This window comes from Sinorhizobium fredii NGR234, assembly GCF_000018545.1.
GTDB classification, from domain to species: domain Bacteria; phylum Pseudomonadota; class Alphaproteobacteria; order Rhizobiales; family Rhizobiaceae; genus Sinorhizobium; species Sinorhizobium fredii_A.
The window spans coordinates 98117-111796 of record NC_000914.2; the positions used below are offsets into that span (position 1 = coordinate 98117).

The 13680-nt window shown below is 57.8% G+C and carries 12 protein-coding genes and 2 pseudogenes; 2 read left to right on the forward strand and 12 right to left on the reverse strand.

The features are described from left to right. Window positions 1-3: 3 nt before the first annotated feature. On the reverse strand, window positions 4-684 hold the full coding sequence (locus tag NGR_RS30125) for a response regulator (RefSeq protein WP_010875121.1): 681 nt from the start codon (window positions 682-684) through the stop codon (window positions 4-6). A 1703-nt stretch (window positions 685-2387) separates the two neighbouring features. Between NGR_RS30125 and nodD2 the strand changes: the two genes are divergently transcribed. After that, window positions 2388-3326, forward strand: a complete 939-nt coding sequence (gene nodD2, locus NGR_RS30130) for a transcriptional regulator NodD2 (RefSeq protein ID WP_010875122.1) — start codon at window positions 2388-2390, stop codon at window positions 3324-3326. Between the two features lie 127 nt (window positions 3327-3453). Here nodD2 and NGR_RS30135 read toward each other — a convergent pair whose 3' ends face one another. The 11 genes and pseudogenes from NGR_RS30135 to NGR_RS30180 all read right to left on the reverse strand — a co-directional run bounded on the left by NGR_RS30135 (window position 3454) and on the right by NGR_RS30180 (window position 13053). After that, the gene (locus NGR_RS30135; protein ID WP_240545262.1) at window positions 3454-4968 is read right to left on the reverse strand and encodes a tryptophan halogenase family protein; all 1515 of its coding nucleotides are present in this window, start codon (window positions 4966-4968) and stop codon (window positions 3454-3456) included. A gap of 429 nt (window positions 4969-5397) precedes the next feature. Then, entirely contained in the window at window positions 5398-5700 is a 303-nt protein-coding gene (locus tag NGR_RS33605; protein ID WP_010875124.1) for an exopolysaccharide production repressor protein, read from the reverse strand. Between the two features lie 131 nt (window positions 5701-5831). Then, entirely contained in the window at window positions 5832-6008 is a 177-nt protein-coding gene (locus tag NGR_RS32485; RefSeq protein ID WP_010875125.1) for a hypothetical protein, read from the reverse strand. Further along, the gene (locus NGR_RS30145) at window positions 6005-6208 is read right to left on the reverse strand and encodes a CCE_0567 family metalloprotein (RefSeq protein WP_010875126.1); all 204 of its coding nucleotides are present in this window, start codon (window positions 6206-6208) and stop codon (window positions 6005-6007) included. The genes NGR_RS32485 and NGR_RS30145 overlap by 4 nt, the downstream gene beginning before the upstream one ends. 22 nt (window positions 6209-6230) lie before the next feature. Next, the gene (locus NGR_RS30150) at window positions 6231-6719 is read right to left on the reverse strand and encodes a NifX-associated nitrogen fixation protein (protein ID WP_010875127.1); all 489 of its coding nucleotides are present in this window, start codon (window positions 6717-6719) and stop codon (window positions 6231-6233) included. 252 nt (window positions 6720-6971) lie between these two features. Then, on the reverse strand, window positions 6972-8513 hold the full coding sequence (gene nifK / locus NGR_RS30155) for a nitrogenase molybdenum-iron protein subunit beta (RefSeq protein ID WP_010875128.1): 1542 nt from the start codon (window positions 8511-8513) through the stop codon (window positions 6972-6974). Between the two features lie 95 nt (window positions 8514-8608). Further along, window positions 8609-10123 (reverse strand): nitrogenase molybdenum-iron protein alpha chain, encoded by a 1515-nt coding sequence (gene nifD, locus NGR_RS30160; protein WP_010875129.1) that lies wholly within the window; start codon window positions 10121-10123, stop codon window positions 8609-8611. A 96-nt stretch (window positions 10124-10219) separates the two neighbouring features. Then, window positions 10220-11110, reverse strand: a complete 891-nt coding sequence (gene nifH, locus NGR_RS30165; RefSeq protein WP_010875130.1) for a nitrogenase iron protein — start codon at window positions 11108-11110, stop codon at window positions 10220-10222. 244 nt (window positions 11111-11354) lie between these two features. Beyond that, window positions 11355-11525: pseudogene (locus NGR_RS30170) on the reverse strand (LLM class flavin-dependent oxidoreductase); the annotation flags it as partial. Window positions 11526-12033: 508 nt separating this feature from the next. Next, window positions 12034-12441: a phasin family protein gene (locus tag NGR_RS30175; protein ID WP_010875131.1), complete on the reverse strand. Its 408-nt coding sequence runs from the start codon at window positions 12439-12441 to the stop codon at window positions 12034-12036. Between the two features lie 438 nt (window positions 12442-12879). After that, window positions 12880-13053, reverse strand: coding sequence for a hypothetical protein (locus NGR_RS30180; protein ID WP_164924717.1), 174 nt, complete (start codon window positions 13051-13053; stop codon window positions 12880-12882). Between the two features lie 93 nt (window positions 13054-13146). Here NGR_RS30180 and NGR_RS30185 point away from each other — a divergent pair. Next, window positions 13147-13562: pseudogene (locus NGR_RS30185) on the forward strand (C4-dicarboxylate transporter DctA); the annotation flags it as partial. Window positions 13563-13680: the final 118 nt, after the last annotated feature.

Genomic DNA, 13680 nt, shown 5'->3' on the forward strand with positions numbered 1-13680 from the left:
CGACTATGCTGATGACGCGTCAGTCAATTCAAGAGTGTAGCCAATGCCGCGCACGGTCCTGATCCGCAACGTGGCACCTGACCTACTGAGATACCCGCGTAAGCGGTAGATTCCGGCTTCAAGCGCGTTGCCTGAAACTTCGTCGTTGAACGAATAGAGTTGATCTTCCAACCGCGCACGCGGCACGATGCGACCTGCGCGGTTAAGCAGATGCTCTAGAATGCATAGTTCGCGACGTGCGATCATTAGCGGATGACCGTCAACCGACACCTGTCGGCCGATCGGATCGAAGTGGAGGTTGCCAAATTCAATGATGGGGCAAGTGATCTGTGTCGATCGGCGCAGAAGGGCCCGCATTCTGGCGATGAGCTCATCCGTAGAGACGGGTTTACGGAGAAAATCGTCCGCGCCACTATTGAATACCGAAATTCGTTTCTCGAGATCGTCGAGCCTGCTCATAATGACGGCAGGAACTGAATACCCGTCGCTCCTTAGCTGCCTCAGCCAATCCAGTCCATCGCCATCTGGCAGTACCAACTCCAGCAGGAGAATTTCATAGCTCGCTGAAAAAAATGCGCTCGACGCCTGTTCCAGCGTGCCAACTACATCAACGGCAAAGCCGCCGTCACCGAGCGCGCCTCGGACCGCGCGGGTAAGATCCGTATCCACGAGCAACGTTCGCATTTCATTCTCCTATCAAGGCAGGACAGCCAATTGAGCACGTCACCGCGGACTATGACCGGGGTGACAGCAGTACCGCGCGACTGATCGCAGTTTTCGTACCCGCTCCGTGCGAGGGCTAATCGAAGGAGCATGTAACCCAAACACCTGTGATAGCGGGGGCGAAGGTCTGTTGACGAGCAGAAATACACCGGTCGGCGAGCCCATGATGCCAAAAATACACCTGAGATTTCTCTGCGCATTGATATCCCTTACACCTTCATTAGATCAGCCTTTGCCTTAAGAGAAACTGATTGAGCAAATCGATTCTTCGGATCGAAGGCATCTGCATCATGGATGCATTTCGCTACATTTACTTCGGGGGTCGAGCTATCGTCGCACACTGCTTTGCCGTTACATGAACCACTCAGGCTGAACGGCGAGCTCCGGTTCGATCAAGGATCGCGAGACGAACACTGATGGACATCCAGAACACACTAGCGCGAATGACTATTACCCAATCCTAAATTCGCTGGAGGAAGTTTTGTGGATGTACATGAACAACGCCCTAACCCCTCCGCGTCAGCTTTCTGTCAGCCAGGCTGATTAACAGCAGCAGTAGATATTGGGCGCAGATTTAATGGTGCTCTTCGGAAACCAATGTGGAGTGGGGCACGTCTGGCATTAATGGCTCATCACATCGGATCAACGTTTGGTTCCGACGCGGTTGAAGTGAGGCGATTCGCGGCGAACTAAGAAACTAGGAGCAAGCTGGCATACAAAAAGGCTTCGCGGGTGTGTCGCCTGCCGTCTGCAGTCCGCGATGTCAAGCTCCTGAAGGTTCAATCAGGAGCTATTCGTCCTCTGCGAAAGTGAGAGGTCGGTCGTTTTACTCCATCTGTGGGTCAGGACTGTTCGGCTGGCAGCACTGATCCTGCAAAGAGTTTAGAACCATATCTCAAGCGCATGGCGGGATATGAACTTTGCATAGCGCGACCGGGTCGATGCGGCACTAGTATCCGCCATCGCTTCGTCTGATTATCAGAAGGATGCCATTGATGCACTCAGGAAAGTTCCAGCCAGGCGGCACGCCCGCACAAGACAATGTGATCCTGGGCGGGTCGCAGTGGATCGAACCGGTGTCCTCTCCTGATCCTGCTGTCGAGACATTAACCCGACGCGTCGATCGGGTTGAGGAGGTCGGCGTCGCTAAAGAGGGTCGAACTCAAGGCCTTTGCTGGCACGCAGGAATGGTTCATTGAGGCGATGGGCGAAGAGTTCCACAGCCGCGTGCCAGATCGGCTCGAAAACTGCGGACTGCCCGGAGCCACTGATGCCCCCAGCAGATTGGAAACCACGTCCGAAATTGAGACCGCCCGCAAAACCAATATCGCATTGAAGAACAGGCTAACCGAGGGTCACTCTGTTATCGGGGAACAGCTGGTCACCGACGTCAGCTCCCGAAAGTGCCGGGGTCCGGGTTGCACTCCATTCTCATCAGCACGCTGGAAAGGCCTCTGCAAGCCGAAGTTTTGTCGCAACGCACCACTCATTTGGTGTGTCGAATGTGGTGGGATAGTCCCGCTCTTTACGGTACTCGGGACGGAGTGCGCTCCACTCCCTCATGTTCTTCTGAGCAGCGGGAACAAGGCAACGGCGCTCACTCTGTAACATCACTGAAAACTACCTGTTCTATGAGGGCAGAAACGCTTTGGTTGAATTATATAATGCGTTTTAAGGGACTTGATCTTAATCTGCTCGTAGCGCTCGATGCTCTGATGACAAAGCGAAGCGTTACCGCAGCTGCTCGCAGTATCAACCTCAGTCAGCCGGCCATGAGCGCCGCCATCGCCCGCCTACGCACCTATTTCGGCGACGACTTGTTCACGATGCGAGGTCGCGAACTTATCCCAACTCCGCGTGCGATAGCGCTCGCCCCCGCAGTCCGCGATGCTCTGCTGCACATCCAGTTCTCCATCATTTCTTGGGATATGTTTAACCCAGTTCAGTCGGAGCGACGCTTCAGGATCAGGCTTTCCGACGTCATGATGCTGGTGTTTTTTGAAAGAGTCGTGAAGCGGCTGGCGCGAGAGGCGCCTGGCATCGGCTTCGAGTTGCTGCCTCTCACTGAGGATCCCGATGAACTTCTCCGGTACGGTGACGTCGATTTCGTGATCCTTCCGGAATTGTTCGCGTCGAGCGATCATCCAAAGGCGAAACTGCTCGACGACACGCTGGTTTGCGTAGGTTGCCCCACTAACAAGCAGTTAAAACGGCAGCTTTCTTTCGAAAACTACGGATCGATGGGTCATATTGCGGCTAAGTTCGGACGTACGCTAAAGCCCTCCATCGAGAATTGGTTGTTGCTTGAGCACGGTCTCAAGAGGCGTATCGAAGTCGTCGTGCCGGGATTTAGTCTAATCCCGCCTTTGCTGTCGGGAACCGATCGCATAGCGACCATGCCGTTGCGGCTGGTGGAACATTTCGCAAAAACAACGCCGCTGCGGGTCGCCGAACTTCCACTGGCACTTCCACCATTCGCCCAAGCTGTCCAGTGGCCTAGCCTACACAACAGGGATCAGGCGAGCATCTGGATGCGGCAGGTACTACTACAGGAAGCGTTGCACATGACAGCTCCGCGTGATTCAGTGGAATATCGACCCTAGTCGTTCGCAGCCGCGGATTTGACCGGCTTTGAGACACCCTGCTCACGATCAATGTGCCGCTCCGCCATGATCATGAAGCAAGACCCTGGTACACGGCTTCGGCCGCGGAGTGGCTTTTGTGTGACGATTAGTGCATGTATCCCCTCGTGCTGCTGATCTTGGCTATTGTTCCCTTCAGCCGATCAACATAGGCCTGGACCTCACTTCGACTTTCCGTAGAGAGCCTGCGTAGTTCGGCGCATGCGGCCGCCTGCGGCACTACTCCTAGAGGGACCGCCACTGAAATCCAATCAATTTCGTGGAAGAGGCTCTGCCATCCGCTTCCGACATACGGTTGGATATCGATAAAGCGTGGTGTCCGTTTTTGGAAGCAAGCCCTCAGGTTGGCATATCCTTCCGGCAACTCGGCTGCGGCAAGATCTCGCCAAAACGGTGTGTCAATTCGCTTGGAATCGTAGTGCAGCCTCAGGAAGTCCCGAACACCCGTCCAGCACCGTGCGTTTGCGCTGTTATAGCCTTCGATGGCCCGAGCGGGCACAATGCCGCTTCCGTTGGCGAGAATGCGCTCCAAATTCCTTAACGCTTCGAAGGTGTGGGCGGCAAGTGCAGCCTCCAGGGGCTCAACAAAACCCGACGCTGTTCCCAAAGCCACGAAATTGTTAACCCATGCGGTCGAAAAGTAACCTTGATCCAGCGAAAGCTCGTGTTTCGCCTCCACACGGAATCCATAGTGATTCTCAACCTCGGCGATTGCCATCGCAGCGTCCGCATATCTGCTGCTGAATGCATAACCGGCACTGATCGAGCGATTCAATGGGGCTTCCCACATCCATCCGGCTTTCATGGCGGTGGCACGGGTAACGGGGGATGATCCCCGCGGCTCAAGCTCAAAGATGATCGCACGATCAGTAGGCAGCACATTTGCGAACGAACACCAGCGCGTATTAAAGACTTTGCCGAGACCCAATCTGGCAAATCCGGACGCATCGACGGCGAAGTCGACTTCAAGTTCTTCGCCTCCGAGCTGGAAAGCGTTTACATGCCCTCGGTCGTCGAGTCTCATCCCGTGTACCACAGCCCTACGAGAAGTGATCCCACGTGCCAGCCCGACGCGCCTTAGGTATCGCTCGAAGCCGGCGTGATTGAAGTGAAACGAAGGGTAGAGTCCAGACTCACCGGTTGCCAGCAACTCGTCGATTTCCACTTGCGATGCCTTCTTTGTGATTAACTCAAAGCCAGGGATGCACGTGTGAAGGTTCTCACCTGCGGCAATTCTCGCCGACAGCAGAGGGAAGAAACCGCCGACGCGACATTCGATTTCCGGTATGCCCGATCCGCCGAACATGCGGTAGTAGCGATCCGGGATTCCTCCACCCCTCCAATTTTCATAGAGCACACCAAGCTTGTGGGTGGCGCCGGCTTCACCAATGAAAACGTCCAGGTCGAGCTCATTGCGACACAACGTGTCAATCAGGTTGAGCGAGCCCCCCTCCCCTGGGCCAAGCGGAAACACCGTCGGAGCCTCTATGACCGTTACATCGACATCAACGTCGAAAACACGGCGAAGCGCTATCGCTGCAAGCCAACCGACAATGCCGCCGCCGATGATTCCTATGCGCTTCGCATTCGTCAGATCCAGCATCACTTTTCACTATCGTCAAGATTATGTTAAAAGGTGGCGCATCTGTAGGGAGAACCCACAGTAAGATTCAATGTAGGACCATCTGAAGCGGTAGCATTCCCCAGATTGTGCCGTCGGGCAGCAATCCGGCAGCGCTAACCTGAGCAAAGGCGCCAACGTATTCTCGGCGACTACCATGATCAGCTCCATTGATTGGAAGGTCCTTGGCGACATTACGCAAATTCCATGTTCGCTTTCCAGAACGGCTGCAGCTTACGCACTCTCTTGTTCCGCGCTTCAAGGGCTGACGCGGTCGCACGGCGCTGGTCCTCGGTGACAGTGAAGTCGGCCAGAAATCCAGCGCGGGCACTTGTCCTTGCACACCGAAAGCAAAGCTGAGCGGGGATTTAGCCGCACGAGAGAGATTTCATGAAGCGGTTAGCAAGGGGCCTATCGAGAGTCCTCGTCCTCGAAGCACGGATCCCCATCCGTGCGCCCGTGAGTGCCCGCTATACGAGGGTCCCCCGGCTGTTCCTCTCCATGGAATTGCCCGGTCGTTTGACGAGCTCTCCGGGCGCAGTGAGCCCGCCAGAGCAGAAAGAGTACGTTTGCGAAATAAGTTAGCTGCAGAAGCAGCGAACCAACCATAGTCGTGACGACTGCGTCACTGATGGACCCCGTTACGAGGTAGACTATAAGAGTGTTGGCGCACAGGAACAGCCATAGAATTCGATGAAAGATACCAAAAGACAACGCCGTTTTCCTGGTTTGTTTGTGGGATCATGCGGCAATGTCGTCGGCCGCAACATGATTCTGGCAGTTTGGGTAAACACGCACTCCGGCTCCGCAGCCGATACAGCGGCCGGCGCTGTCGCCGGACATGATCACATGATCTGGTTGCTGGAATGATCGTCCTCGGCGTCGCAAAACACCGAGAATTTCACCTGCGTCATTGATCCCGTGAAGGTGCATACCTCGCGCCCCGAGTCAGCAGCCGCAGCCGATGCATAATAGATATTCCGGCACCAGCTGAAGCGGCGGGTCACGAACGAGCTTTTCATCGTGAATTCTCCGACGCGGCGAGTTCTCTTTTGGCAGCGTCCAACTGAGCAAAAGCGTCGAATGTTTTTTCGGCGACGGCCACTATTTCGGTCCAATAGTTCGGAAGGCACTCGGCAAGGTCATGCAATTGCGTCTTCGCAGTCGCAGCGCGTGACTGCAGTTTTTGAACCCTCTGCTTGAGTTCTTCAAGATCTGTCATGGTCTTATTCCTTGCAGGCACATTATGCCCGCGCCACGTCCGGATAAGTTTCGATGCTTTTGATCGCATCCTTGACCAACTTCGTGCCAGTCTTGGCGCATTTGCCAAGTGTATTGAAGCCGAACCGGTGAACGTCACGTAGGGTCTTCGACAGCACCACCAGCCGCCTGGTTGTGAAGAGCACTCGGCCGATGCCCTCATCGCTGATCTCCAGCGTTCGCGAGATCAAAAGCCCCGAGCGCTCCTCGATAACGACGCCGACGGCGGCGTAAAAAAGGTCGAGCCTCAACAGCACGTCTGGCTCGGGGTCGCCGATGACGGGGATAGCTCGCCGCTGCTCCTCCGTAACTGTGAAGTTGGCCAGCAACTCGGCGTCACATTTATCCTTCCATAATCCGTAGGAATCATGAGCGCGGACCAACCGCGCGAGGCATTTCATGAAAGGGGTGGCCAACGATCCATCGTCACTGACAGCTCGAGTAAACCGGGGATCAGATAACGCTGTCATCATTTAGTCCTCGTCCTGAAGCACGGGCCCTCTTTAATCGAGGCGATCCCGTGAGTGGCCGGCAATACTACCAACCGTCTGTCTCTCTCCATGCAAAATTCATATGCCGCTATGCCCCTTTAGAATGATAAGGTGGCTGTCCGAATGCACTTCCGAGCGCAGTTCCGATAGCGCATGAGCTAAACGATCAGCCCATTTCAACGCTCGCGATCCCATGGTGCGGTTCCCGGGCCGGCGTTTTGCCGACCGCCGCTTTTAGCGGGTCAGGTCATAGGAATAATCGGTCACCGCCGTCTGCATCGTTTCGCGATCGAGGCGGTCGAAGATCGTGTCGAGGATCGTCGTCAGCAGGCGCAGGCCGCCCTGGTAGCCCATGAGCGGAAAGCGGTGGTGGTGGTGGCGGTCGAAGATCGGGAACATCAGCCGGATCAGCGGCGTGCCGGTATCGCGCTCGAGATACTTGCCGTAGGAATTGCCGATCAGCAGGTCGACCGGCTCGGTGAAGAGCAGCGAGCGCAGGGCCCAGAGATCCTTTCCCGGCCAGACCTTTGCCTGCTTGCCGAAGGGAGAAGAGGCGAGCAGCTCGGTCATCTCGGCCTGCCAGGCCGCCGTGCCGTTGGTGGCGAGGCAATGCCGCGGCTCGCCGCCGGTCTCCATGACGAAGCGGGCCATGGCGTAGACGAAGTCCGGATCGCCGTAGATCGCGTATGTCTTGCCATGCAGCCAGGATTGGCTGTCGGCCATGGCGTCGACCAGCCGGCCGCGTTCCAGGCGTATCGTCTCGGGGATTTCCCGGCCGGAAATCGCCGACACCTTCATCAGGAACGCGTCGGTGGCGTTGATCCCGAGCGGGTAATGGAAGGCGGCGGTGGCCTGACCGACCTCCCGGCAATATTCGAGCGTCTTGCGGCTGTTGTAGTGCTGCAGCGACAGCGTCGCCTCGGCATTGAGTGCCGCCCGCAGCGCCTTGATCGTCGTGCCCCCGTCATACATGCGGTATTCGCCGTCGGACGGCGTATCGAACTGGTCGGAGGCATCCTGGATGAAGGTGTAGGACACGCCCATCAGGGTGAGCAGGCGCTGAAGCTCGCGGTTGTTGCCGACGCAAAAGCCGTCGAAGCCCGGGATGATGTTGATCGTGCCGGCCGCTTGGGTGCGCGCCTGGCCCTTCCAGAAGTGCTCCAGGATGCCCTTGACCATGCTGTCATAGCCGTCGACATGGCTGCCGACGAAGGCGGGCGTGTGAGCGAACGGCACGTCGAATTCGGGCGGGACTGCGCCTTCGCTCTTGGCGTTCTCAATGAAGCCATGCAGGTCGTCGCCGATGACCTCGGCCATACAGGTGGTGGAGACGGCAATCATCTTCGGATCGTAGAGCGCGTAGGTATTGGCGAGCCCGTCGACCATGTTCTTCAGGCCGCCGAACACCGCCGCATCCTCGGTCATCGAGGACGAAACGGCCGAAGCCGGCTCCTTGAAGTGGCGCGACAAGTGCGAGCGATAATAGGCCACGCAGCCCTGACTGCCATGGACGAACGACATCGTCCGCTCGAAGCCGGCGGCTGCGAACACCGCCCCCAACGGTTGACAGGCCTTGGCGGGGTTGACGACGAGCGCCTCGCGGGCGAGGTTTTTCTCGCGATATTCCCAGCCCTTGCTGTATTCGCGCTGGTCCGTGACGAGCCGTTCGGGGTGCGGACATTCGAAGTTCAGCTTCTTCTCCGCGAGCATCTGCCGGTATTCCGGCTCGCGAAACAGCGGCGCATGGTCGAGTATCTTCTCAGCCGATTGCGGCATGGTGTTTGACCTTCTTGATCTGGCCTCTTAGGCCCAGGGATGTTCGAGAGGTTTCCGGTCTTGCCGCGGTCCTCGTGCCGCGCAAGACCGGCCGATCATTCGGCTGCAACTGCGGCCGTCGGCACGGTCATTTTCTTCCAGGGCGCGTCGTAGAGATCCCAGACCGGATTGTTGATGGCGAGATCCATGTCGCGGGCGAAGATGGCGAAGCCGTCATAGCCGTGATAGGGGCCGGAATAATCCCAGGAGTGCATCTGGCGAAACGGGATGCCCATCTTCTGCACCGGATACTTCTCCTTGATGCCGGAGCCGACCAGATCGGGGCGGATCCGCTCGATGAACGTGTCCAGTTCGTAACTGGTCGCGTCGTCATAGATCAGCGTGCCCGTCTTCACGTAGTGGCCGGTGCGCTGGTAGTCGTCGTTGTGGGCGAATTCGTAGCCGGTGCCGACGATCTGCATGCCGAGGTCCTCATAGGCGGTGATGACGTGGCGCGGGCGCAAACCACCGACATAGAGCATCACTCGCTTGCCCTGGAGGCGCGGCCAGTACTTGTCGATCACGGCGTCGACCAGCGGCCGGTACTTGGCGATGACCCTCTCGGCCCGTTCTTCGATCGTCGGGCCGAAATGCCTGGCTATCTTGCGCAGAGAGGCTTCGATCTGGGAGGGGCCGAAGAAGTTGTATTCCATCCAGGGGATGGCGTATCTTTCCTCCATGTGCCGGCAGATGTAGTTCATCGACCGGTAGCAGTGGATGAGGTTGAGCTTGGCCCTGGGGGCCCGCTCCACTTCCGCGAGCGTGGCGTCGCCCGACCAGTTGCCGACGACGCGCAGCCCGATCTCCTCGAGCAGGATGCGCGACGCCCAGGCGTCGCCGCCGATGTTGTAATCGCCGATGACGTTGACATCGTAGGGACCGGTTTCGAACTCGACGTCCGTCTTGCCGTCCGCCTTGTCGAACACCCAGTCGCGGATGGCGTCGTTGGCGATGTGATGGCCGAGCGACTGCGAGACGCCGCGGAAGCCTTCGCAGCGCACCGGCACGATCGTCGTTTCGTGTTCGGCGGCCTTCTTGCGCGACACCGCTTCGATGTCGTCGCCAATCAGGCCGATCGGACATTCGGACTGGATGGTGATGCCGTTGTTGAGGGGAAACAGCTCCTCGATCTCGTCGATGACCTGTTCCAGCTTCTTGTCGCCACCAAAGACGATGTCCTTCTCCTGAAAGTCGGAGGTGAACTGCATCGTCACGAAGGTGTCGACGCCGGTGGTGCCGACATAATAGTTGCGGCGCTGCGACCAGGAATATTGACCGCAGCCAACCGGGCCGTGCGAGATGTGGACCATATCCTTGACCGGGCCCCAGACCACGCCCTTCGAGCCCGCATAGGCGCAGCCGCGGATCGTCATCACCCCGGGGATCGACTTGATGTTCGACTTCACGTCGCATTCGGAGAGGGTCTCGCCCTCCTCCCCGACCGCCTCGCGGTCCGATGCGACACTGAGGTGCTTTTGGCGACGCTTGGCCGCCTTGTGTGGGTACTGCGACAGCACTTGCGTGATCAGCTCCTGATGGAGCGCACTGTCATTCTCGTAATCGAGGCTCATTGGGCCTGCCCCCTTTTTTGCGTGTCCTCCAAGAAGAGGCACCATTGGTGGAATGTCGCACCGGATCACCGTCCCGGGCAGCGTCTGCGGCGGCGGTCACTGGGCCGCTGCCGCCGCTTCCTTGGCCTGAAGTTCGGCAAGCATCTGCTCGTCGGTCTTCATGACGCCGAAATCGAGCAGCATGTCCTCCAGCTCCTCCATGGTGATCGGGGTCGGGACGGTGCCCTGGCCGGAATTGGCATGGATCTTGTCGGCCAGCGCGCGATACTCCGCCGCCTGTTGCGACTCCGGGGCATACTGGATCACCGTCATCTTCCTGAGCTCGGCGTGCTGGACGATGTTGTCGCGCGGCACGAAGTGGATGAGCCTGGAATTGAGCTTGGCCGCCAGCGCCTCGGCGAGATCGAGCTCGCGGTCCGTCTGGCGCTCGTTGCAAATCAGCCCGCCGAGCCGCACGCCGCCCGAATGGGCGTATTTGAGGATCCCCTTGGCGATGTTGTTGGCGGCATAGAGCGCCATCATCTCGCCGGACATGACGATGTAGATTTCCTGCGCCTTGTTCTCGCGGATCGGCATCGCGAAGCCGCCGCACACCACGTCGCCCAGCACGTCGTAGGAGACGTAGTCGACATCGTCATAGGCGCCATTTTCCTCCAGGAAGTTGATCGAGGTGATGACGCCGCGGCCGGCGCAGCCGACACCCGGTTCGGGGCCGCCGGACTCGACGCATTTGATGCCCTTGTAGCCGACCTTGAGCACGTCCTCGACCTCGAGGTCTTCCACCGATCCCTCCTTTGCCGCCAGATGCAGGACCGTGTCCTGCGCCTTCGCGTTGAGGATGAGCCGGGTGGAGTCGGCCTTGGGATCGCAGCCGACGATGAGGATCTTCTGCCCGAGGTCGACAAGGGCGGCGAGCGTGTTCTGCGAGGTGGTCGACTTGCCGATACCGCCCTTGCCGTAAAACGCGATTTGACGCAGACCTGCCATGTTGCTTTCCTTCGTTGTTCGAAACCATCGCGGTTGCCCGCAACACGAATACAGCGGCAGCTTCAAGCCGCCTGCACAAGGAAGGCTTCAAAAGCCGTGCCAAGTCGAGGAGGGTGAGCCCAGCAGAAGCTGGTTTACCTTCTTTTACAGCTACTTAGATTAGGAGAAGTAGCCGACCCAGAAGCAAGCCTGTGTCGCGGAGCCGACAATTTCACAAACAATTGTCGAAAGCGTCCGACGCGCCAATGGTCGTAGTCAAACCGGCGCAGTGGGTCACGATCGACAAAGGCGACGGACCGCTGTAGTTGTCGAAGTGGTGCTCGGCGAACCAGGCTGTGCTGAAGCCGGCTTGCAGAGTGTCCCACGATTCATGACAGCCGCGCTGGGCGGCCAGGATAGATGTTGCGAACTTGATAGTCGCTTCGTTTGCAGATCAGGCGCCGTGCAGGTCGCGGTGCCACGTGTCATTCGGCCGGCGCTGACGGTGTGGTCCCTATTAGGACGCGTCAGGCGAGGCCAGAAGTCGTCCCAGTTCAACATCCCTGCCTTTCGTGAGCCGCGGCCTACGCGACGTCCATTCGTGATCCGGTGTATGTTGCGCGGTTGGGTCTTCGAGACGTCGAGGGAGCTGAATGAAGATCAACGTGACTACTTGTGCGCAAGGACCTGCGCTGCGGTGCGCACAAGAGACCGGAGCAGAAACCTTGGGGCCGATGTGATCCCTGAATGCGCAATGGGGAGGTGCCGCCTTCCTGCAGGAGGGCGAAAGAAGCCGTAGATAGCGTCCAGGATTTCCCCCCACCTATAACACAAGCCGATGTCATCAATCCGACAAATCGGCGGAAATCATCGAATGGTACTCCAGGCTACTGAGCGCAAAGCCGTGGCGGGTCACGGCCTGCCACGGCGGGGATCGCTGACGATCAGGCCGTCTTGAGGTCTGCTATAGCCTTTTCAAAGAATTCCTTGATTGGCTTCGACATATCAATCAAAGCCTTGGTGCTGAGCGCCTGGGATTCTTTGACCTGCTCGACACCCATGTCTATACGCTTGCGCAGGAAGGAACACTGTAGGTCGAAAACTTGGGACGGCGATTTTGCCCCGAGAAACTCGCTAAGATGGTGCAAATTAGCGAAGGTGTTGGCTTGGACTGCAGCGAAAGTGTTCAGCGACAGTTCAAATCCCACCATCATTGTTGACTTGAAGACGGATCCGGCCAGCTCCTGTAACTCAATAGCATGCGTCAATTGCTCGCCCCTATTGATTGCCGTGGATTGACCGACGATCGAGTTTTCGACAGTTTCGAAGGGCTTTTCTGCGGTCCTGGACATTTCGCTTTCCTCTCGTTACGGCGGCTCTGGCGACCATCTTGCACATCGTCAACGCCCATTTGTCGCAAGAACTCAATTGAATAGTATTGTGAAATCTTCATACGTGGCGCAGTCGAGGCATAGGATTGTTGCCGCAATGAGCAGCTCCGCCGCCTCGCAATGAGCAGGTTCAAGATTTGTGCCAGTTCTGTCGGTGGCGCCAAAAATCTGTCATCTCGCTATCCTCCACCCGGGTCTTTATCGATAATCGATGCTGCGGCTGCGGACTTTGGCTGGAGGCCGATTAAGATGTCTCGGCGGTCATTTGATGGAGGCAAATAACATTTCTTGCCGGCCAAGGTTTGCCTTGAGACAAAGGTGAGAATTATGGACAGAAGGCGGTGAGGTGGCAGTCCCGTCGTGCCAGACCGATGGTGTTCGCGCACTCAAATTCGTGGATCACGTCGGCGGCGAAGAGCTTGGCGATAATGTCAGAGGCGTCGTCCTAATCGCCTGCACTACCATCAGTATGTCGCCGTGGCCGGTTACCGGGATGGCGGGGCTGGTCGGGTCGAGAACAGTAAGCACCTCGGGCGTCAGGATCTGCGGTTTAACGGCAACTGGCACGGTCATTGCTCATCAGCTTCACATGACAGTCGCCGCTGTCGGTTTTCGGAGAATCGGCTTGGCAGGCGACCGGGCGCGCCCCATATGGAGGATCTCCTGATGACCATTGAGCATTCCGCGGAGACCCGCGCCAAGCCACCCTTATATCGCCATCTCTATGCCCAGGTTCTGGCAGCGATCGCGGGCATCCTGTTTGGATATTTCTATCCGGACATCGGAAAGCTTGGAATGATCATTGCACCGGTGATCTTCCTGAAGGTCGCGACGGAGATCGCAGGCATAACCGGTCTCGCCAAGGTTGGTCCCATCGCCGGCAAGGCGAGTTTGATACCTGACCTTCTCGACTTTGGTACTTGCCGTCCACCTCGCGGTCACCAATGTGATGCAGTCGGGTGCGGGCAGTGCTTATCGATCCGGCCTCGCTCATTGCCGAGGCGGTCGCCGGCTGTGCGGAAAAGGCGCAAGAACAGTTGATGACCGGTTTCCTGATACTGGTTATCCCGTCGACGCTTGTCAGCGACGAAGGAAGACTTTGCGACACTGGTCGACATCCACGTCATCGCCGCCGCCAGAAAAAGTGACAACGGGTACAGCGACACAGGCCGCGACCCTACCAGGCACAAAGCTCCGCAT